The sequence below is a fragment of the Nocardia glycosmidis genome, from assembly GCF_052545115.1.
Genome location: NZ_JBQWRH010000018.1, coordinates 61,730 through 82,118 on the forward strand (window position 1 = coordinate 61,730; position 20,389 = coordinate 82,118).

At 68.2% G+C, this 20,389-nt stretch carries 18 protein-coding genes; 14 read left to right on the top strand and 4 right to left on the bottom strand.

All coding sequences use genetic code 11. The features are described from left to right. The first annotated feature begins 286 nt into the window (after positions 1 to 286). The gene (trpD, locus tag ACT86A_RS21670) at positions 287 to 1,348 is read left to right on the top strand and encodes an anthranilate phosphoribosyltransferase (RefSeq protein WP_445094005.1); all 1,062 of its coding nucleotides are present in this window, start codon (positions 287 to 289) and stop codon (positions 1,346 to 1,348) included. 129 nt (positions 1,349 to 1,477) lie between these two features. On the opposite strand, the gene ACT86A_RS21675 is transcribed toward trpD, so the two are convergent. After that, positions 1,478 to 1,753, bottom strand: a complete 276-nt coding sequence (locus tag ACT86A_RS21675) for an Lrp/AsnC family transcriptional regulator (protein ID WP_445094006.1) — start codon at positions 1,751 to 1,753, stop codon at positions 1,478 to 1,480. A gap of 5 nt (positions 1,754 to 1,758) precedes the next feature. Further along, entirely contained in the window at positions 1,759 to 3,540 is a 1,782-nt protein-coding gene (locus tag ACT86A_RS21680) for a DEDD exonuclease domain-containing protein (RefSeq protein WP_445094007.1), read from the bottom strand. Between the two features lie 558 nt (positions 3,541 to 4,098). On the opposite strand from ACT86A_RS21680, the gene ACT86A_RS21685 reads away from it, so the two are divergent. The 13 genes from ACT86A_RS21685 (at position 4,099) to ACT86A_RS21745 (ending at position 17,272) form a co-directional block, all read left to right on the top strand. Continuing rightward, a complete protein-coding gene (locus ACT86A_RS21685) occupies positions 4,099 to 4,668 on the top strand; it encodes a C40 family peptidase (RefSeq protein WP_445094008.1) in 570 nt (189 codons plus the stop codon). A 276-nt stretch (positions 4,669 to 4,944) separates the two neighbouring features. Then, positions 4,945 to 5,970 (top strand): NlpC/P60 family protein, encoded by a 1,026-nt coding sequence (locus ACT86A_RS21690; protein ID WP_445094009.1) that lies wholly within the window; start codon positions 4,945 to 4,947, stop codon positions 5,968 to 5,970. Positions 5,971 to 6,183: 213 nt separating this feature from the next. Beyond that, complete coding sequence (locus ACT86A_RS21695; RefSeq protein ID WP_445094010.1) at positions 6,184 to 7,215, top strand: hypothetical protein; 1,032 nt, start codon at positions 6,184 to 6,186, stop codon at positions 7,213 to 7,215. A 326-nt stretch (positions 7,216 to 7,541) separates the two neighbouring features. After that, entirely contained in the window at positions 7,542 to 8,669 is a 1,128-nt protein-coding gene (locus ACT86A_RS21700) for a glycosyltransferase family 4 protein (RefSeq protein ID WP_445094011.1), read from the top strand. A 29-nt stretch (positions 8,670 to 8,698) separates the two neighbouring features. Next, positions 8,699 to 9,079 carry a polyketide cyclase / dehydrase and lipid transport gene (locus tag ACT86A_RS21705; RefSeq protein ID WP_445094012.1) on the top strand — a complete coding sequence of 127 codons (381 nt, stop codon included), beginning with the start codon at positions 8,699 to 8,701 and terminating at the stop codon, positions 9,077 to 9,079. 37 nt (positions 9,080 to 9,116) lie between these two features. Continuing rightward, positions 9,117 to 9,554 carry an SRPBCC family protein gene (locus ACT86A_RS21710; RefSeq protein WP_445094013.1) on the top strand — a complete coding sequence of 146 codons (438 nt, stop codon included), beginning with the start codon at positions 9,117 to 9,119 and terminating at the stop codon, positions 9,552 to 9,554. 23 nt (positions 9,555 to 9,577) lie between these two features. Next, entirely contained in the window at positions 9,578 to 10,852 is a 1,275-nt protein-coding gene (locus ACT86A_RS21715; RefSeq protein ID WP_445094067.1) for an ArsA family ATPase, read from the top strand. Then, on the top strand, positions 10,842 to 11,267 hold the full coding sequence (locus ACT86A_RS21720) for a hypothetical protein (RefSeq protein WP_445094014.1): 426 nt from the start codon (positions 10,842 to 10,844) through the stop codon (positions 11,265 to 11,267). Before ACT86A_RS21715 ends, ACT86A_RS21720 begins: the two co-directional genes overlap by 11 nt. Continuing rightward, complete coding sequence (locus ACT86A_RS21725) at positions 11,264 to 12,274, top strand: ROK family protein (RefSeq protein WP_445094015.1); 1,011 nt, start codon at positions 11,264 to 11,266, stop codon at positions 12,272 to 12,274. Before ACT86A_RS21720 ends, ACT86A_RS21725 begins: the two co-directional genes overlap by 4 nt. Before the next feature lie 177 nt (positions 12,275 to 12,451). Further along, positions 12,452 to 13,177, top strand: a complete 726-nt coding sequence (locus ACT86A_RS21730) for a lysophospholipid acyltransferase family protein (RefSeq protein ID WP_445094016.1) — start codon at positions 12,452 to 12,454, stop codon at positions 13,175 to 13,177. Between the two features lie 193 nt (positions 13,178 to 13,370). Next, positions 13,371 to 14,135 carry a sporulation protein gene (locus ACT86A_RS21735; protein WP_445094017.1) on the top strand — a complete coding sequence of 255 codons (765 nt, stop codon included), beginning with the start codon at positions 13,371 to 13,373 and terminating at the stop codon, positions 14,133 to 14,135. A 244-nt stretch (positions 14,136 to 14,379) separates the two neighbouring features. Next, positions 14,380 to 15,942 (top strand): alkaline phosphatase D family protein, encoded by a 1,563-nt coding sequence (locus ACT86A_RS21740; protein ID WP_445094018.1) that lies wholly within the window; start codon positions 14,380 to 14,382, stop codon positions 15,940 to 15,942. Between the two features lie 52 nt (positions 15,943 to 15,994). Continuing rightward, on the top strand, positions 15,995 to 17,272 hold the full coding sequence (locus ACT86A_RS21745) for an FAD-binding oxidoreductase (protein ID WP_445094019.1): 1,278 nt from the start codon (positions 15,995 to 15,997) through the stop codon (positions 17,270 to 17,272). A gap of 268 nt (positions 17,273 to 17,540) precedes the next feature. Here the strand turns inward: ACT86A_RS21745 and ACT86A_RS21750 are convergent, their stop codons facing one another. Beyond that, complete coding sequence (locus tag ACT86A_RS21750) at positions 17,541 to 18,302, bottom strand: ESX secretion-associated protein EspG (protein WP_445094020.1); 762 nt, start codon at positions 18,300 to 18,302, stop codon at positions 17,541 to 17,543. Then, a complete protein-coding gene (locus tag ACT86A_RS21755; protein WP_445094021.1) occupies positions 18,299 to 20,146 on the bottom strand; it encodes a hypothetical protein in 1,848 nt (615 codons plus the stop codon). The genes ACT86A_RS21750 and ACT86A_RS21755 overlap by 4 nt, the downstream gene beginning before the upstream one ends. Positions 20,147 to 20,389: the final 243 nt, after the last annotated feature.

The window sequence follows — 20,389 nt, forward strand, 5'->3', positions numbered from 1 at the left end:
GTAGTACGACAGCGGCAGCCGGGTACGAAACTTGTTCTCCGCGTCGGAGAACACGGGGTCGGAAAACCCGGGGAAGGACAGGCCTCGACCAGCCGCGGACACAGGGGACGCGGTATTCGCGGACGTCGAACCGACCGCTGCCAGCGTGCCAGGCCAGGGTAAGGAGAAGCTGAGATGGACGCGTGTGTTCGATTCGCTCGGTCTCGCTACGCTCGAAACCAGTGGTGGGCCTAGGCTGCTTGCGGACAAACTGGTGGGCAAACCAGTGTGACGGGAGAGGTGTGGAATGAGCGTGCGCAGCTGGCCCCAGGTGCTCGGAACCCTCGCCGACGGTGGCGACCTGGCCGCGGACGACACGGCGTGGGCGATGAACGAGATCATGTCCGACAACGCCACCCCCGCGCAGATCGCCGCGTTCGGCATCGCCATGAAGATCAAGGGCCCCACCTCCGCCGAACTGACCGGACTGGCCACGGGCATGCTCGACCACGCCCGGCTGGTGGCGATCGACGGCGACGCGGTGGACATCGTCGGCACCGGTGGCGACCGTTCCGGCTCGGTGAACATCTCCACCATGTCCTCGGTCGTGGTAGCCGCAGCCGGGGTCCCGGTCGTCAAACACGGCAACCGCGCCGCGTCGTCCAAGAGCGGCGGCGCCGATGTGCTGGAGGCGCTCGGCGTCAAGCTCGCGATCGGTCCCGAGTCGGTGGCCCGCTGTGTCCGCGAAGTCGGTATCGGTTTCTGTTTCGCGGCCTACTTCCATCCCGCGCTGCGGTATGCGGGAGCGGCGCGTCGTCAGATCGGTATTCCCACCGTCTTCAATGTGCTCGGGCCGTTGACGAACCCGGCGCAGCCGCGTGCGGGACTGGTGGGGTGCGCGTTCCCCGATCTGCTCCCGGTGATCGCCGGCGTGTTCGCCGAACGCGGCTCCAGCGTGCTGGTGGTGCGCGGCGACGACGGCTTGGACGAGATCACCACATCGGACACCACCACTGCGTGGGTCGTCACCGGCGGGCGTATGCGCCAGGTGACCATCGACCCCACCCGCATCGGGATCCCGCGGGTGGAACTGGACGCGCTGCGCGGCGGCGACGCCGAGGTCAACGCGGGCGTGGTCCGCGAGGTGTTCGCCGGTCGCGGCACCGCGGTGCGTGACGCGGTGGTGCTGAATTCGGCCGCCGCGATCGTGGCCTACGACTGGTCGCGGGGCACGGCCGATCCCGATGCGGACCTGCACGACGCACTGGCAGCGGGCGTCGAGCGCGCCGCTGAGGCGATCGACACCGGCAACGCGGCCGGGTTGTTGGAGCGCTGGGCGAAGCTCACGCAGACGCTCGGCGAAATCTGACCGTCACCACGGCGGCACGCCGCCGCTCATCGCTTGCCCCGGTCGCCGAGCGCACCGCGCCACCTCAGGAGGCGGCGGGATCGTGACCACGACCCGAACGTGGGGTCCTCGTCCGGCCCGTTGCACGGGCTACTCCCCCAGTGAGAAGCCCGCCTCCACCTCGGCACGCGAGTACGACTTGAACGCGATGTGCGTGGTGGTGCGGATGACACCGGAGATCTTGTCGATCCGGCCGGTCACCACCTCGGCGATCTGCTCGTGATCGCGCACCCGCACGATCGCGATCAAGTCCACGTCGCCCGCGCAGGAGTAGACCTCGGCGACACCCTCGGTGTCCGCCACCGCCTGCGCGGTCTCGGGGATACGGCCGTTGTCGGCGTGAATCAAGACGATCGCGGTAATCATGATGCTCAGCCTAAGCGGTCGAGGTATGCCTGGTCGGCCGGTCGGGCCTGCGCCGCCGCGCCGGCCTGCGCCGCCCAGCCCAGCCACCGTGCCGCGCCGTAGATCGGCTCGCGATATCCCTCGGTCGTCCGCACGATCCGGACTCCGGGTCGCTCCAGCCAGCGCACCACCAAGGCGACTTCTTCCGGCGCGGCGCCGCGCAGTGGCGCAGCGTCCGCGAGCCCGTGCTCGGAGTGCACGGAAATACCTGCGGGAACCACCGTTTCGGCGGCGGCGGCGAGCTGTTCGACGATCGGCATCGGCGGCACTGCGCGCGGCGCGGTGCCGGCACCGGCGAGGCGACCGTATCGGATGACCGCGAACTCCCAACCGCCGTTGCCGTCGGGATGCGCGGCGATCAGCTCGGCGATTCGTGCCACGGCGGCGAGTCGCTGTGTGCGGCGCAGCGCACGCACCACCATGGCGGTGCGATCACGCCACCGCGCCGCGGCCTCGAAATGCTCGGCGCGGGAGTGTGTTTCGATTCGATCGAACATGGCCCGCAGCGGCGCGTCGGAACGTCCCGCGAACAGTGCGCGCACGAGCGCAGGAGCAGGCGCGTAGTCCGCGGTCCGCAGCGATCTCCCGTCCGCGCCCGCTGGGCACCCGCCCACGATCGCGGGCGGGCAGTGGTGGACCGCATCCCGGGGCAGTCGCGTGGTGCAGCTGCGCAGACCCGTGCACTCGGCGATGATCGCGCCCAGTTCCGCGGCGTCGTTGCGGGAGTTGAACGGCCCCAGCGCGTCCCGGGCCGGTTCGCGCACCACGGCGAAGCGTGGGAACGGCTCGTCGGTCAGCGTGAGCCACCATGCCCGCTTCGGATACTTCGACCGCCGGTTGTACGGCGGGGTATGCGCCACCAGCAGCCGCAGTTCCCGCACTCCCGCCTCGAGCCCGTGCGCACACACCACATGGTCGACCCGGATCGCCAGCGACACCATCTCTTTCATCCGGCCTCTGGTCTCCGAACCGGTGAAGTAGGTGCGGACGCGGCGGCGCAAGTTCACGGCTGTCCCTATATAGAGGACTGCATCCGAGGGACCGCGGAACAGATATACCCCGGGGGCGGTGGGCAGGTCGGCGGCGAGGAAGCGCTTCGAGCGCTGTCGGGGCGTGACGTCGGGCAGGTAGTCGAGCAGCTCGGTGAGGCTGTGCACGCCCTGGTTGCCGACGCGGCCGATCAGCGCGTGCAGCACGTCGACCGTCGCGCGGGCGTCCGGTAGCGCACGATGGGTCGGCACAGTGGCGGCGCCGAGCAGACGGGCCAGCGAGCTCAGCCGCACCGAGGGCGCTTCGTCGCGTCCGAGCACGCGGCGAGCGAGTTTCACCGTGCACAGCACCTGCGCTGGGGGCCATGGTGTGTCGCACTGCGCCGCGGCGGCTCGCAGGAACGCGATGTCGAACCGGGCGTTGTGCGCGACGAGCACCGCGCCGGCGGCGAATTCGAGGAACCCGGGCAGCACCGCCTCGATCCGCGGCGCGGCGGCGACCATCGCGGTGGTGATCCCCGTGACGTGCACGACCGCGGGTGGCACGGCGCGCCCCGGATCGACCAGTGTCGCGAACTCACCGAGCACCTCTCCGCCACGCACCTTGACCGCGCCGATCTCGGTGATGCCATCGGCTCCGGGGCTGGTCCCCGTGGTCTCCAGGTCGACCACTACGAAAGTGGTCTCGTACAGCGGGGCGTCGAGTTCGTCGAAGGCCAGTTGCTGAGCGGCGGTCACACGCGGCGCTGGGTCGGACACGGCGTGCAGCGTAGGGCCACGGTCCGACAGGAAACGGGTGTGCGGGACGGTGCGAAATGTCTGAATAACACCAAGGGGATTCGATGGTCATATCCGGGAAATGATCTAGAAATGTCGAAAAGTGACTCAGATCACAAACAAGACAAAACGGTATCAAACCCGGAGCCGCGTCACATGACACGGGATCGGGCGCCGCCGAGTAGTCGGCCGCCTCGAGCGCAAGGGCGCGCGACGAGATGGTCATACCCGGATCTACATCAGATTTACTAGATCTACCTGGGAAAACCCATATCAGCGCGGGATGGCTCCGAGGCGGCCCCCAACCACGTCGCGACATCCACGGAATCACCATTTCGGCGTCGTTATATTTTCGTGATTATCTGGGATATATCTCACATCTATTCGGCCGCCAATTCTGCGATTAGCAGCTTTTCCCATTCCGCAGGCTTTACAAATCACCGTGATGTGTTCGTAATCTTTTCGAGACCTCACGGAGTCCGACGAAGTCCGCGGCACCACCGGGTGCGGCGTCGTGAGGCAGATTGGGAGTACCGCATCATGACGACCAACGCCGTCAAGCGTCAGGCCCAGCGCGCAGTCGCCGCCGGAGCCATCGGCGCAGCCACCCTCGGCGCGTTCCTGCTGCCGGCCGCCCCCGCCTCAGCCCAGCCGCTGACCATCCCCGGCGTGGGAACCATCGAGGTTCCGAACGAGGTCCCCATCCCTCAGGGCGTCCCCGGCCTCGAACTGCCCGGACCGGCTCCGCTACCCTTCGTCGCCCCCAAGCCCGCCGGCGAGATCGCTCTGGACGCCGCGCTGAGCAAGGTCGGCGCCCCCTATGTCTACGGCGCCGCCGGCCCCAACGCATTCGACTGCTCCGGCCTGGTCCAGTGGTCCTATCGACAGGCGGGCGTCGAGGTACCGCGCACCAGCGGCGCGCAACTCGCCGCGGGCACCCCGGTGTCGCTGAACGATCTGCGGCCGGGCGACGTGATCTCGTTCTACGGCGGCGGCCACTCCGGCTTGTACGCCGGTGACGGCAACATCGTGCACGCGTCCACCTCCGGCACGCCGGTGGGGGTGGCGCCGATGTCCTCCATGCCGATCGCAGGCGCGCGCCGCTTCTGAGAAGCCGCTGGTCGGGCCCCGCATCGTGGCCCGATCGCGGGGCGGGCGATGTGATCGTTTCGTTCTCTACTGGACATCGACGCAGACCGTTCCGTAACCTAACCGAGACCTTCTGCTGAGTACCCGGGGTTCGCATCGGGCAAACCTCCGGGTTCGGCGAAGGCCTTTGCGTCGGTTTCACGAGAGAGATCGCTTCACGAGAACGGGGCACCGCGGGCTGTGGCTGAATATCATCGAACGACGCGATATCACCGAAGGACGCGCACGAAACGTCTGGTGGGAGCGACGCTCGCAGCCGGAATCCTCACCGCGGGCCTGTGCGGCGGTGGTCCGGCCGGAGCCGATCCGGTCGCGCTGCCCGCGACAGCCACCGAGGCGGTGCAGCGGATGATCGACCTCTCCCGCCAGTCCGAGCAGCTCAACCAGCGCGCGCTGGACGCGGAGACCGAATTGGACGCCAAGCTCGTCGTCCAGCGTGACGCGGATGCCAAACTCGCCGCCACCACCGACCTGGTCAACCGCGCCCGCGACGAGGTGCGCCGGTACCAGCCGGTCATCGACCGCACCGCGATCGCCGCTTATCAGGGCGCGCGCACCAACCGCCTGTTCGCCGTGCTGGTCAGCGACTCACCGCAGCAACTGCTCGACCAGATGTCCACACTGGACGTGGTCACCGCACAGACGGCGGCCCAGCTCGATCGATACAAGAAGGCCACCGACGCCGCGGCCGCGGCCGATACGACAGCCCGCGTCGCTGCCGATGCCGCACGCTCGGCCGCCGCGAAGGCCGACGACGTGCGCAGCGATCTGGAAAAGAAGCGTGGTGACCTCGGCAACGCCATTGCCCAGGTGGTGCAGGCATGGAGCGCGCTATCGGCCACGGATAAGTCGGCGCTGGCGGGCTCGGCGTTCCCCTCCGGCTACGACCGCGACGCCCTGCTGCAGGGCCTCGTCCCGGGTAGCGGCACCAGCGCGCTGGCCGCCGGGCTCACCCGTGTCGGCGATCCTTATGTCTGGGGCGCCACCGGCCCGAACCAGTTCGACTGCTCCGGCCTGGTCCAATGGGCGTTCAAACAGGTCGGCAAGTCCGTTCCGCGCACCAGTTCCCAGCAGGCCGCCTACGGCACACCCGTCGCCAAGCAAGACATGCTGCCCGGCGACGTCGTCTTCTTCTACTCCGACGCCTCACATGTCGGCATCTACGCGGGCAACGGACTGATGTTGCACGCCTCCACATTCGGCGTCCCCGTCGCGGTCGCGCCCCTCGGCTCGACACCGTTCCACTCGGCTCGGCGATACTAGGCGCCGTGAGCGAGCGCCGGCGAGCGAACCGAAAGCGCAGCGCGCGCACGACGAAGCCGAGCGCCCAGCCGGACGCAGTCGTGCGCGAGTGCCGGCGAGCGAACCGACGACACAGGGCGCAGTCGTGAGCGGCCCCGGTGGTCGATACAACGCACCGCGGACCGCCCGCCCAGAGGCTCTCATCTGCGGCATGGCCCCCGACGAGGCACGTCTATGACCGCTATTCGGATGACTGCTATTCGGAGGTTGCGCGACTGGTGGTCGGCGCGGCGTCGGTTCGAGTTCTGTCTCACCATCGCCATGGTTGTCGTGCTGACCGGCGTGTGTGTCGCCCTGCTCATGCTGCCCAACTCGGCACTGCCGACAATGCGCGCATCCCAACCCGGTACGACCAATGTGACCAGCCAGGATGTCATGAGCCAGGCCGCGGCCGACGATCCCCGGCTGGCCGAGGTTCGGCGCATCATCGAACCCTTCGGACCGATCGTCGCCCGCCGGGTGCCGACCGGTGCCGGACGGCAGTCCCTGGTCGTCGGTCATCCCACTCAACAGGCCGATGTCGACATCCTGGAGCGTGAACTCGCCGCCGCTACCGTCGCGGTGACCGACGTATGGGGCACCGGCTGGGCGCAGTCGGCGCTGGTGGTCGTAGCCTCTTCCCCGTCCGAATTCGCGGCCCTGCTGCACTCGGGCACCCTCATGCCCGCCGAGGTCGCCGCCGCGTCGGTCGCCGACCCGTTCCCGTTCGGCTCCCAACCCACCGGCCAGCGGGTGGTCTTCGGGCCCGACGCGGGCCGCCGCCTCGATCCCGCGGGAATGGCCACCTTGCTGCGGCACGAACTCACCCACGTGGCAGCCCGCGCCGACACCGTCGACAACGCACCGCTGTGGATGCTGGAGGGCTTCGCCGACTACACCGCCAACCAGGGACCGGGCCGTCGCTTCGCCGTTGTCGCGCCCACCCTCACCGCCAGGATCCACGCGGGCGACATCCCCGAAAACTTCCCCACCGACGCCGAATTCTCCGGCCCGAGCGCCGCACTTGCCTACGAAAAGGCCTGGTCCATCTGCGCTTTCGCCGCCGAGAAGTACGACCGCCCGCACCTCGTCCAGCTCTACCACCACATCGCGGCGGCCGAACAGAACCCCACCACCGAAGACCGCGCCCTGCGCGAAGTCCTCGGCACGAGCCGCGCCGACTTCATCGCCGACTGGCGCTCGTGGCTCACCACCCGGACAACCTGACACCGCGTCCCCGATAGCACCCGCACCCTCCGGATGCCCGCAGTCACTCCGGCGCGCCAGCACACCAGCCGACCCCGCTTCCGAGCGAACTGCTCAGGGGCGCGACGCGCTCGACCGTGACACAACCCGCCGCCACTCCGGCAACCAGGCTCCCCGGCAAACATCAAGGCAGCGCGATTTCCCGCACTCGAGATTGCTCGGCCCAACTCCCCCTTCCGAGCGAAGCGAGATCCTGCACACAACTGTTCGCGGCCCGGCTCGCCGTCGGGGGCCGCGAACCCGCAGCGCCGCGGGGGCTGCGAATCGAACACAGTATTTTGTTCCGCATGGCCCGAACTTTGCTGGTTACCAATGATTTCCCGCCACGGCCGGGCGGTATCCAGTCGTATCTGCAGGCGTTGGCCGGTCAGCTACCGCCCGATGACCTGGTGGTCTATGCGCCGCGCTGGCGCGGGGACAGCCATCTGAAGTTCGATGCCAAACAGAATTTCCAGGTGGTTCGCCATCCCACCACGCTGATGTTGCCGACCCCGCTCGTGCTGCGCCGCGCCGCGCGCCTGCTGCGCAGCGAGCAGTGCGATGCGGTGTGGTTCGGCGCCGCGGCGCCGCTGGCACTCATGTCGTCGCCGCTGCGCCGCGCGGGCGCGGAGCGCATTCTGGCCAGTACGCACGGCCACGAGGTCGGCTGGTCGATGCTGCCCGGCGCCAGGCAGTCGCTGCGCGTCATCGGTGAGCGCACCGACGTGGTCACCTATGTCAGCCGCTATACCCGACGCCGGTTCGCGTCCGCGTTCGGGCCGAACGCGGCGCTGGAGTATCTGCCGCCCGGCGTGGACTCCGAGGTTTTCCGCCCCGATCCGGCGGCGCGGGAGCAGCTGCGCGACCGTTACGGTCTCGGCGATCGCCCGACCATTCTGTGCCTGTCCCGGCTGGTTCCGCGCAAGGGGCAGGACGCGCTGATTCTCGCGATGCGCGATATCCGGGAGCGGGTCGATGGGGCGGTGCTGGTGATCGCGGGCGGCGGCCCGTTCGAGGACAAGCTGCGCGCGCTGGCGGTTGCCGCGGGCGTCACCGATGACGTGGTCTTCACCGGGCGCGTCCCATCGGGTGAGCTGGCCGCGCATCACACGGTGGCCGACGTCTTCGCGATGCCGTGTCGCACCAGGGGCGCGGGTCTGGACGTGGAAGGCTTGGGGATCGTCTACCTGGAGGCGTCCGCGTCCGGTGTTCCGGTGGTGGCCGGTAGGTCCGGCGGCGCACCGGAAACCGTCATCGAAGGCAAGACCGGTCATGTGGTGGACGGCCGTTCCGTGCAACAGATCGCGGATGCCTTGGTAGCGATCCTGTCCGACCGGGATGCCGCCGCGCGGATGGGCGCGGCGGGGCGCGCGTTCGTCGAGCAGCAGTGGCGCTGGGACAGCCTGGGCGCACGCCTGCGACAGCTGCTGCGGTGATCCACGCCGCATCTACTACGCTCAGCGGAGTGAGCAGTATCCAGGTCGCAGATCAGACGTTCGTCGCCGCCTCGGGGGCCGCCGTCGCCGAGCTGCTGGCGGGACCGAACAATTGGCGCCGCTGGTGGCCGGACCTGGTCCTGCAGGTCCGGGAGGATCGGGGTGAGAAGGGGATCCGCTGGTCGGTGACCGGCGCGCTGACCGGAACAATGGAAGTGTGGCTGCAGCCCTCCCTCGACGGGGTGATCCTGCACTATTTCCTGCACGCCGAGCAGCCCGCGCTGCCCGCGGGCAAGCTCGCCGCGGCCAGCCGGGCACGCCGGGTCGGGGGCAAGAACATGTCGTTCGAAGTGAAGTCCCGGCTGGAGGCGGGTCGCCCGGCCGGTGTGGCGCCCCCGCACCGGTCCTGACGTCCCAGCACCGACGCTGAAAGGAAGCGCTGTCCGCATGACCGACCGGACCCAGAGATCGATCATCATCGAGGCTCCGTCGCAGCAGGTGATGGCCGTCATCGCCGACCTGGAGTCGTACCCGGAGTGGGTGGCGGCGGCGAAATCGGTCGAGGTGCTCCGGAAGCGGCCCGACGGCCTCGCCGAGACCGCACGATTCGTGCTGGACACCGGGGTGGTGAAGGACACCTATGTGCTGTCCTACGACTGGCGGGCCGATCGCATGGCGGTCAGCTGGACGCTGCTCAGCGGAGAACTGCAGAAAGCGCAGCACGGCACCTACGAGCTGAACGATCTCCCGGATGACAACACCGAGGTCGTCTACACGCTGACGGTCGATTTGAACATCCCGATGATCGGCATGTTCAAGCGCAAGGCCGAGAAGGTGATCACCGATACCGCGCTGAAGGAACTGAAGAAACGGGTCGAAGGCTGACCGCGCAGCCGACCCGGGTCGAACTGTTCATCGGCAAGGGCGGGGTAGGCAAGACCACACTCGCGTGCGCGACCGCCATGGCCGAGGCCGGATCGGGCCGCCGGGTGCTGGTCGCCTCGCTCGATCAGGCGCACTCCCTGGGTGACGCGCTGGGTTTTCGTTTCCCGCACGATCCCGGCACCGTGACCGGTATCGCGACGGTGCTGCCCGGTCTGGACGTGATCGAGGTGGATTCGCTGGCGTTGCTCGAGGACCGGTTCCGCGACGTGGTCCGGCTGATCTCGACGGGTCGCGGACATCAGCACGAGGTCGACCTCGCCGCGCTGGACCCGGCGGAGCTGACCGGGCTGCCCGGCGTGCAGGAACTGCTGATGCTGGTCGAGATCGCCCAGTTCGCCGCGGAGCACACCTGGGACCTGATCGTCGTCGACTGCCCACCGTCGGCGGACATGCTGCGCATCGTGACCGCGCCCGACACGCTGCTGGGATATCTGGAGCGGATCTGGCCGCCGCATGTACGGGCGATGAGCGCGATCGGCACCGATCCGCGCCGCGCTGTGCTCGCGGCGACGGTCGAACGGATCGTCAAGGCGGTCACCGAGGTTCGTGATCTGCTGGCCGACCACAGCCGCACCGGTGCGCGGCTGGTGACGGTCGCCGAGCGGGTCGCGGTGGCGGAATCCGAGCGGGTGCGTTCCGCGGCGGCGCTGGTGGGTCTGCGGCTGGACGCCGTTGTGGTGAACAAGGTCCTGCCCGACCTCGCCCCGCCCGCCGGGGCCGAACATCCAGCGGCGCAGTGGTATTCGAACCGGTGCGGCGAACAACAGGATGTGATCGTCGAGTTGCGGCGCAAGATGCCGGGCGTCCCGGTGTTGATCGCGCAGCACACCGGTGCGGAGCCGATCGGGCTGAATTCGCTGGCCGCGTTGTCGGATGCGGTGGACTCGGCGCGCAACACACGCGACGCTGCGCTTAAGCTGAGCGACAATCAGACGGAGGTCGACGCGAGTTCCGGCGAACCGCTGGTTCGACGGGAATCCGGCACCGGGTGGCAATCGGTGTACGCGCTGCGCATGCACCTGCCGGTGGTCGACGCCGCCTCGCTGCGCCTTGGCCGAGTGGAGGACGATTTGATCGTGGGAGCGGACGGTATCCGGCGCCGGGTGCGCCTGGCGCCGGTATTGCGGCGGTGCACGGTCGACAGCGCCGCACTCGATGACGGATACCTGGTGGTCCGTTTCCGGCCGGATCCCGGGGCATGGTCGCCGATGTCCGGAAGCGCCGAATATGACGGGTGATCCGCACCCGCCCGGGGATGACGAGGCCGACAGCCGCGCCACGCACGACGGCATCGCCGAATTCACCGAGGAACTGAAACTGCTGGCCGAAGCGGTGCTGCAGCGCGTCGAGCCGGTGCTGCGGCACGCCGCCGACGGGCAGCGCGAATGGTCCAGTTGCAGCTGGTGCCCGGTGTGCGCGGCCGCGGCGCTGGTGCGCGGTGAGCACCACCAGGTGCTGACCGCGGTCGCCGAGCACGGCACCGCGATCGTCACGGTGCTGCGCGAGGCGCTGGCCGGGATGCCGGTCGAGCCGGTCATGCCGACCGACGCCGATCCGGCAACCGGCACGCCACCTCGGCACGGCCCGCGTGCGGACGCGCGGGACCAGGAGCGCTCCCGCTACGTCGACATTCCGGTGACGATCAAGGTATGACGCATCGGATGGCGGGCGCACGAACGCTGACCGTCGGAATCGACGTCGGCGGCACCAACATTCGCGCCTCCGTGGTCGATGGCGGCGGCGAGGTGCTCGATACCGTCCAGGCGCCGACCCCGCACTCCGCGCGGGCCTTGGAGGAAGCGCTGGACCGGGCCGTGCGCGACCTGTGCGGCAGGCACCCGATCAGCGCGGTGGGCCTGGCCGTCGCCGGATTCATCAACGGCGACCGCTCGGCCGTCCGGTTCGCCCCGCATCTGCCCTGGCAGGATGCGCCGGTCACGCAGCGGCTCACCGAACGCCTCGGGCTGCCGGTGATCCTGGAGCACGACGCCAACGCCGCGATGTGGGCCGAATACCGGTTCGGCGCCGCGGCGGGCGGGCACAACGTGGTGCTCATCGCGATCGGCACCGGCATCGGCGCCGCCCTGCTCATCGACGGCCAGCTGTATCGGGGCACGCATGGCGTGGCCCCGGAACTCGGCCATCTGCAAGTGGTTCCGCAGGGACGGCCCTGCCCGTGCGGCAAGCACGGGTGCTGGGAGCGTTATTGCAGCGGAACGGCGCTGGCCGACACCGCGATCGAGATGCTGGCCACCGATCCGGTGCGATCGGTGCTGGCCAGGGACGTGGCGCGCGATCCAGGGTCGCTGACCGGCCGCCGGGTTGCCGGCGCCGCGCAGGACGGTGACCCGCTCGCGGTTCGGGTGCTGGCCGACTTCGCCCGCTGGCTCGGGCTCGGGCTCGCGTTCGTCAGCGACATCTTCGATCCGGACCTGGTGGTCATCGCGGGCGGGGTCAGCAGTTCGGCGCCACTGTTCTTGGACGAGGCGCGGGAAGAGTACGCGCGCGCGGTCACCGGCGCGGGACACCGGCCCTTGGCCCGGATCCGGACCACCCAGCTCGGCGAGGCGGCGGGCATGATCGGCGCCGCGGACCTGGCCAGGGCCGCGCTGCCCGCCGGCGCGCGCAAGCCCGCGCGAGTGGCACGGACCAACCGTTGACCTGCCCCGGCGAGACTTCGTGGCCTGCGACGACACGCTCAGCATCGCCATCGGTCGGCGCCGGGAACGAAATGTGGTGAGATTAGCCGCTGCGCTTGGATGTGATCTTGCGCCGACGGTAAAGTCGGCACTTGACGCAGTTGCCCGCAACTATCCCGGCTCCGGGGGAAGGACGTCATGTTCTACTGGCTGCTGAAGTTCGTGCTGCTGGGACCATTCATTCATCTGTATAACCGACCTACGGTCGAGGGTGTAGAGAACATTCCGGCACATGGGCCGGCCATCATGGCGGGTAACCATCTCTCCTTCGCCGATTGGCTGTTCGCGCCGCTGCTGAGCCCGCGGCGAATCAACTACCTCGCCAAGGCCGAGTACTTCACCACCCCCGGCATCAAAGGCCGGTTCCAGAAGTTCTTCTTCAGCGCCACTGGCCAATACCCGATCGACCGCCGCGGCGCCGACGCGGCCGAGGACGCCCTGCACGCCGCCCGCAAGCTCCTCGATCAGGGCCGCCTGGTCGGTCTCTACCCGGAGGGCACCCGCTCCCCCGACGGCCGCCTGTACAAGGGCAAAACCGGCCTGGCGCGCCTGGCGCTGGAGACCGGCGTCCCCGTCATCCCGGTCGCCGTCATCGGCACCGACGCTGTTTCCCCACCCGGACCATTCCGCTGGCGCCGCAGGAAGGTCTCGGTGAAGTTCGGTGAGCCGATCGACTTCTCCCGCTACGACGGCATGGGCGGCAACCGCTTCGTCGAACGCTCCGTCACCGACGAGGTCATGTACGAGCTGATGCAGCTCACCGGCCAGGAGTACGTCGACGTCTACGCCCACAGCCTCAAGCAGGGGGTTCCGAACGGCAGCCGACCGGAGGCCGCGCGCATCCCCGACACCGCGGCAGGCTGACCCGAACCCACTACGGCCCGAACCCACTACGGCCCGAACCCACTGCGCCCTGAGACCGCCTGGCCTCGGGGCCGTTTCATATCTCGGCTCCGCTCACTCGAGCCGCACAGCGCCGCCGATAGTGAGGTGAGGTTTCGCACAGCGCAAGAAAACGCCAAGGTTTTTCTCGAGTGAGCCGGGGAGACTGCAGGGCATGTTCAAGAAGTTGTTGGCGGCCGCCGGAGTCGGCGGGGCCGAGGTAGAGACGGAGTTGTTCACACCGGGCGTGCAGCCTGGCGGCACGGTCGAGGGCATGGTCCGGTTGCGGGGTGGGCAGGTCGCGCAGGAGATCGCCTCGGTGGCCGTCGAATTCGTGACGAGGGCGGAACAGGAGTACGAGGATCACGAGGGTGTGCGCGATATAGCTTTCGGCCGAACAGGGGTATACGGCTCGCTGCACCTGTCCGCGGGCGCGATGCTGGAGTTTCGTTTCGCGGCCCGCGCGCCGATGGAAACACCGATCACTTTCTACAACGGCAGGCATCTGCCCGGCACGGTGGTCGCGCTGCGCACGATCGTGGCGATCCAGGACGCGGTGGACGCGGCCGACACCGACCCGATCGGCGTCGGCGCGCTGCCCGCCCAGCACGTGCTGCTGGAGGCGGTGGAGCGCTTGGGATTCCACCTGCGCAGCGCGGACGTGGAGGCGGGGCGGGTGCACAACACGCCGCAGAGGCTGCCGTTCTATCAGGAGATCGAATTCGCGGGTTCGCCGCGCTACCCACGCCTGAACCAGCTCGAGGTGACATTCGTTCCGACCGAGAGCGGCATGAGCGTGGTACTGGAGGCGGACAAGCGCGGCGGATGGATCTCCGAGGGGCGCGACGTCTTCGATGCGCTGTGGGTGGACTACCAGCATCTGGGCGGCGTGGACTGGGCGGGCGAACTGCACCACCGCCTCGAACGGTTGGCGCACTGAGCGAACGCGCACCGAGCGGGCCTGGCGCAGAAGCCCTTTCGCGCGTGGAATCCAGCGGTGAAACGGCGGCTCGCACTGCCGCGACAATCGCCATTCGACGCGCTTTGATGCGTGCGATCCACAACACTCAGCTACCAGCGGCTCGTCCTGGACGTCCTGCGGCGGTGGCCGAGAAGAGTGGCTGTTGGCCGTACAGACCGCGCCTGTTTACATGGCGTTGAGATGGCTGCGCCAGGGTTGCTGCATGAGCGGTTCGGAATTCGGCATCTCCCGGCGCACCATACTGCGCGCCTCCGCCCTCGGACTCGTCGCCGCGCCCGCGCTGGTCGCGTGCTCGCCGAGCGGCCCCGGCCTGGTTCGTCCGCGCCCGGTGCTCACGCACGGCGTCGCGGTGGGCGACCCACGCACCGACGGCGCCCTGATCTGGGCGCGCGCCGACCGGCCGGCCACGCTGATCGTCGAGACCGCCGCCACCGAAGCATTCAGCGACGCCAAGCGGTTTACCGGGCCGCTGCTCACACCGGATGCCGACGGCACCGGACGGGTGCGGATCAACGGCCTGCCCGCGGGTCAGCAGGTGCACTATCGGGTGACGCTGCAGAGCGAGGACGGCGCCACCTCCGAGCCTGTCACCGGCGTCTTCCGCACCGTGCCCACCGCCGCGGCGGACATCAAGCTGCAATGGTCGGGTGATGTGGCAGGCCAGGGCTACGGCATCAATCCCGACCTGGGTGGCATGAAGATCTTCGCCACCATGGCCGCTCGCGACCCGCACCTGTTCCTGCACTCCGGTGATTCGATCTACGCCGACGGACCGCTGAAGGAATCGGTCACCCTGCCCGACGGCCGGGTCTGGCGCAATGTCGTGACCGAGGCGAAAAGCGCTGTCGCGCAGACCTTGGAGCAGTTCCGCGGCAACTACGCCTACAACCTGACCGACGAAAACTACCGCCGCTTCAACAGCTCGGTCGCGCAAGTGGTGCAGTGGGACGACCACGAGACGGTGAACAACTGGTACCCGGGCGGTCTGGTCGCCGAGACCAAGGGCTACCGCGAACGCAGCATAGACACCCTGGCCGCCCGTTCCTGGCAGGCCTTCCACGAATGGATGCCGCTGGAACCCCGAGAAGCGGCGGACGGCCGGCTGTATCGCAAAATCGCGTACGGCCCGCTGCTGGACGTCTTCGTGCTGGACATGCGGACGAACAAGGACACCAACGACGCCAACAACGGCCCCAATGGCCACATCCTCGGGGCGGCCCAGACGGCCTGGCTGATCGACGGCCTGCGCGAGTCCAAGGCGACGTGGAAGATCATCGCCAACGACCTGCCGCTGGGCGTGATCGTCCCGGACGGCGAGCAGAAGGACACCAGCGCCTACGAAGGCCCCGCCAACGCCGACCCGGGCGCACCCTCGGGCCGGGAAAGCGAGATCGCCCGGGTGCTGTCGGAGATCAAGGCGAACAAGGTGGCTAACGTCGTGTGGCTCACCGCGGACGTGCACTACACCGCGGCGCACCGCTACTCGCCCGAACGCGCGGCATTCACCGACTTCGACGAGTTCTGGGAGTTCGTCTCCGGTCCGCTCAATGCGGGCGCGTTCGGCCCGAACCAGCTGGATGGCACGTTCGGTCCGGAGGCGGTGTTCGTGCACGCACCCCCGGTCCAGAACAGCTCGCCACTGGACGCATTCCAGCATTTCGGCGAGGTGCGCATCGACGGAAAGTCAAGGGAACTAGCCGTCGACCTGTGCGACGCGAGCGGATCGGTCCTGTTCAGCCAGCGCCTTACGCCCGCAGCGCGGTAGCACCCGATATCGGGCGAGCGTCACGGGCCGCGCTGTGGTTAGCTTTCGTGCCATGAGCACGCCGCACACTGTCTCCAACGCGGAAGAATTCCTTCCGCGCGATACCGCCGATGTCGTTCGCACAGTGCGGGATTCACGGGGGCGAACAGAACGGCTGACCGTGCGCGGCGGCGAACCGGTCGATGCGGGCCTCACGCTACCCGCCCAGCCGACCGTGGTGTCGCTGCGCCGGATGAATCAGGTGCTGGACATCAACCTGGGCAGGCGCACCGTCCGCGTGCAGGCGGGCGCCAAACTCTCCGACATCGACCGCAGGCTCGGCGCGCACGGGCTCGGCCTGCCCATCGTCGGCGACCACCGTGACATCACCGCGGGCGGATTCGCCTCGGTCGGCGGCGTCAGCACCGCCTCGCACAAGTACGGCCTGTTCATCGACCAGGTGGTCGATCTCGAATATGTCGACATCGACGGCCGGATCGGCACCTGCGGGCGCACCCACCACACCGAGCGGTTCCAGCGCATCCTGGGCGGCGGCGGGCGCGCGGGCATCATCACCGCGCTCACCCTGGAGGCTATCGAGGTCGACAAGGACCGCACCTGGCTGACCACCTCCGCTGACCGGTTCCTCGAATTCGATTCGTTCGTCGAGCACGCCCATGCCGAGATCGCTCGGCCGGGCAACACCCAACTCCAGGTCGGCCGCTGGGTCGACACGGCGCCGCTGAAGGTGGCGCGTCCAGTGGGCACCGGCCACGTGCAGCTGGGCACCGTCCGTTTCGGACAGTGGTCGAGTCTGTATCCCACCACGCCCACCAGGGGACTGCGCGCCCGCCGCGAGGTCGGGGCGCGGGCGCGGAAATCGCTGGGCGCCATCGCGTCCGCCGCGCCCGGCAAGGCGGGCATGCCGGTGCGCAACGCGGCCGCCGGCGCGGTGCTGTTCGCGCCGAAGGTGCAGACGCTGCGCGACGCCGAATACCTGGCCGACACCGCCCTCAGCTCGTCCGAGCGCGGTCCGGCCTATCGGGTGGGCATTTTCGCGCCGCTGTCGAGCTACACCTCGGTGTTCTACCGCCTGCACGACCTGTTCGCCGGTCACCGGGAGCGCACGGGCTGCTTCACCGTCATTTCCGCGATGACCTACGGTGTGCGCTCCCGCTACCTGCGCGCGGAATCGGCCGCCCGCGGCCTTCCCCCCGAGGACCATGGCCTGATCACGTTCACCTGCCGCCTGCGTCCCGCCGCCCTGCCGTCGGAACTGCTGCGCGAAGTCATGTCCGGTATCGACGAGATCTGCCGCTCGGAGAACGCGCTGCGCTACGAAGCCGAATAGCGGAAGGCTGATCCTTGTCCCGCACAACGATCACTCGGCCGGTGCGGGCGCGGGTTCGGCCGGAACGGGCGGCCACTGGTCGGGCTTGACGTTCGCCGGTTTGCCGCCGGGCTGCCCGTCCCAAAGCGGAATCGCAGCGACCGATGTGCGCGCAGTCGATTCCCACAGCCGAACCCCAACGGCGGCCCGCTTCGTCCTCGAGTCCGCTGCCCCTATACCAGCTGCGACCCTCACCCGGCCCAGCGCAGGCACATAGCCCTGCAAGTCGTTATTTTCCCAGATCCGCTCGACGATGCAGCTCACTGGCAATGACATCGGAGGAGGCAGGCAAGACTACCGTCTCGGTGTTCTCGACGCTGATGAGATAGCGGCCGTGGGCCGACTGGTCGTCTCGGATATCCAGCCAGCTCACATAGCACGGCGGATGTGGGCGCAGGTCGTGCAGGTAGCGTTCCACCCGCAAGTGTCCCTCCGCGGTGCGGGGCAGACGAAGCAGGGCCCGGATACGTTCTTCAACCGGGGTGTCGCGGTCCGACGATGATCTCCATGAAGTGGGTGGTTCTTCGCCGCGCACGCGGGGTGTGTAACCGATCATCCGGCCCGCGGTGCCAGCCGGTGCGGCGGGCATTGCCGCGGCGACATGCTGCCCGAGGCTCTGCCTCCGCGTGACGACCAGCTTGATATCTCCCCCGAAATCAGCGGTGCTACCCGATCTCTGGAAGAGCACAACGCCAAGACTTCCTACCGCGACCGCAGTCGTGCGGACTCGCTTGTGGGATCGAAGCGAACGGCCGATGCACACGATCCGCAGTTCAGGGTTGGCGAGTGCGCGCAATGGACCGGTCAAATCCGGGTCGCCATGTCGAGGATGCCGACTGCCGATTTCGGCAGCCAGGCGAGCGTATTCGTCCTGCGTGGTGGGTGTTTCGATAATGCTGATCGGGTCGGGGTACTCATCAAGTCCCGTTTCCGCCGCCCATACCCACGCGAACTCGTCCGGGCTGAACTGCCAAACCGTTTGCGTTGTCACCGACCGGCGCCCTCGTCCTCATCCATGATCGGGCCGGTGCCGGAGATCGTGAATATCTGGGTTTCGTTTTCTGCGGCGCCCGGATCGTCCATCGTCGGACCATTGCCCGCGATAGTCACCGAATGCTGTGAGGCAGGTTGTGACTCATGGTCCACAGTCCGCTCAGCGTTCATCGGTTCTGCACTCGAGACCGTCACCGCGGCGGAGTTCTCAGCGGAGCGAGGCAACTCCAGATGACTGGTACTCACGGGATCGCGGTCTACGGTAACAGTCTCCGATCTCTCCGCCGCTTCGGCGGGTCCGGAAGCAGGAAGACCCGGTCGGTCGAAACCAGTGTCGTGTGTGGAGTGCGGGATAACTGGATTCTCTTGTGACAGCACCGAAGGCTCGGCCGGCGGTGTCGGATCGAATTCGTATGCGCTGGCCACCGCGGTATCTGGTTGAACCCACGGTCGCCGAGGCACCGAATCCATTCCGGAGATATCCGTAGTTGCCGTGCCGGTTTCGTGGGCGAATCCGGCAATCTGATCGTCGCCGATAACACCAACTGAGCCGCCGAGACCCTCGGTCCAGTCGGAATGCACGCGCCGAAGATAGCCGGGCGACTCGTGTATGGCTTCGTCGTCCTTCTTTCGGGCACCGGCGGCGGGACTCATCGGTCCCATAGGTGTCCCCATCCCCCCGCGAGTAGCAGCGGGACCGCTTGTGCCCATCATCGTCGGCGGCAGACCTGAGGTCGGGGCGCCCGGAATTGATGAGCCAGGGCCGCCGGGGCCAAGACCAACGCTGCCGGGCCCACCTGGGGTGCCGGGCCCGGGACCACCTGGCGACAAACCCGGAGTGCCGGGTGCGGGGCTGAGCCCAGCTAGTGTAGTGGCGTTGCTGGGCGTGGTATCGGGTTCAGGACGTAGTCCTTCGGGCAGTCCCAGTCCAGGGGGAAGCTTCGGCACCTCGGATGAGACGGGTTCCGTGCCGCCAGGATCGCTCGGATTCTGCTGGAGTGCTTCGACGTTCGAGTTCGAGGGCACTCCGGTCGCATTGCCGGGACTGCCGTTCTGGCTCGCGCTGATGACTGGGAGCCCATCGGCAGCGCCGATCTGTGGGACATTGGTATACGCGGGAACGCCGGCCCCAGCCGGAGGAAACGCCGGTGTGTACGCGCTGTTGAGTGCGCGGATGACGGCCTGGCGTGCCTGCTCACGCGCGGCCCGAGCTTGGTCATCGAACTCGGGATTGATCAGGCCGGGCAGAATCGACTCCACCGGATTGTCCGGATTGGGTGTCGCTGTGACCGACGCGAGTGGGGGTTGAACGGCGGCCCGCACCGCTTCGGCCGACCACGCGAGGGAATCCAGTCGGTTCGCTACCGAGTCGAATACCCGGCCGATCTGATTCGCCGCTCGGGAGAACTGGGTCGACGCGGCCTGCGCCGCGTCGCCGCTGATGCCCTGCCAGAGCCCGTTACCGAAGATCCGATTGAGACCCATCAGATTGAACGTGGACAGGTTCACAAGATCGGAATAACTTTCGAACCAGACTCGCTGCAGCGTCCGCAGACCCACCGCGTCCAATCCCCCTGGTCCGTGCACTGCCTCGTACATGGCCTCGTGGGTCATGCCCTCGAAATGCTCTATGGTTCGCACGAAATCGGGGTCCGTCCCGGCTCCGAGATCGCCGAGCTCAGCGTCTCCAGTGTTGATGCGGTTGCGTGCCGCTTCGGCTCGCTGTTGGGCGTTGGTGGTTTGCTGGACCGCGGCGGGACCGAGGACCCCCGGAAGCGGTATCGGGCTCGGGACGCCAGGTAACGGGACAGGACTCGGCACCGGCTCGTTCTGCCCACCCATCCAGCGCCCCCTCGTATTCCGCAAGCCGAGTGTTTCTGGCCCCGGAGGTTAGCAGCTGCGGTGAAAACCCGCCCGCCCGAGCCGGTCATCAGCTCGTGTGGGTTGGCCCAAAGATGTTCTCCCAGGTTATCGTTCGAGGCAGCAGCCTTGCCGCTCCGGGTCGCACGGAGCTCGTCTTACTCGAAGGGGGAACAGTTCGCCGTGTTCGACGCCGACATACAACACCTGAGGTCGCTGGCAACC

What these genes read in the sequence shown, in the direction of transcription:
- trpD (WP_445094005.1), top strand. Translation starts at nt 287, where the DNA reads ATGAGCGTGCGCAGCTGGCCCCAGGTGCTCGGAACCCTCGCCGACGGT.
- ACT86A_RS21675 (WP_445094006.1), bottom strand. Translation starts at nt 1,753, where the DNA reads ATGATTACCGCGATCGTCTTGATTCACGCCGACAACGGCCGTATCCCC.
- ACT86A_RS21685 (WP_445094008.1), top strand. Translation starts at nt 4,099, where the DNA reads ATGACGACCAACGCCGTCAAGCGTCAGGCCCAGCGCGCAGTCGCCGCC.
- ACT86A_RS21695 (WP_445094010.1), top strand. Translation starts at nt 6,184, where the DNA reads ATGACCGCTATTCGGATGACTGCTATTCGGAGGTTGCGCGACTGGTGG.
- ACT86A_RS21700 (WP_445094011.1), top strand. Translation starts at nt 7,542, where the DNA reads ATGGCCCGAACTTTGCTGGTTACCAATGATTTCCCGCCACGGCCGGGC.
- ACT86A_RS21710 (WP_445094013.1), top strand. Translation starts at nt 9,117, where the DNA reads ATGACCGACCGGACCCAGAGATCGATCATCATCGAGGCTCCGTCGCAG.
- ACT86A_RS21720 (WP_445094014.1), top strand. Translation starts at nt 10,842, where the DNA reads ATGACGGGTGATCCGCACCCGCCCGGGGATGACGAGGCCGACAGCCGC.
- ACT86A_RS21725 (WP_445094015.1), top strand. Translation starts at nt 11,264, where the DNA reads ATGACGCATCGGATGGCGGGCGCACGAACGCTGACCGTCGGAATCGAC.
- ACT86A_RS21730 (WP_445094016.1), top strand. Translation starts at nt 12,452, where the DNA reads ATGTTCTACTGGCTGCTGAAGTTCGTGCTGCTGGGACCATTCATTCAT.
- ACT86A_RS21735 (WP_445094017.1), top strand. Translation starts at nt 13,371, where the DNA reads ATGTTCAAGAAGTTGTTGGCGGCCGCCGGAGTCGGCGGGGCCGAGGTA.
- ACT86A_RS21740 (WP_445094018.1), top strand. Translation starts at nt 14,380, where the DNA reads ATGAGCGGTTCGGAATTCGGCATCTCCCGGCGCACCATACTGCGCGCC.
- ACT86A_RS21745 (WP_445094019.1), top strand. Translation starts at nt 15,995, where the DNA reads ATGAGCACGCCGCACACTGTCTCCAACGCGGAAGAATTCCTTCCGCGC.
- ACT86A_RS21755 (WP_445094021.1), bottom strand. Translation starts at nt 20,146, where the DNA reads ATGGGTGGGCAGAACGAGCCGGTGCCGAGTCCTGTCCCGTTACCTGGC.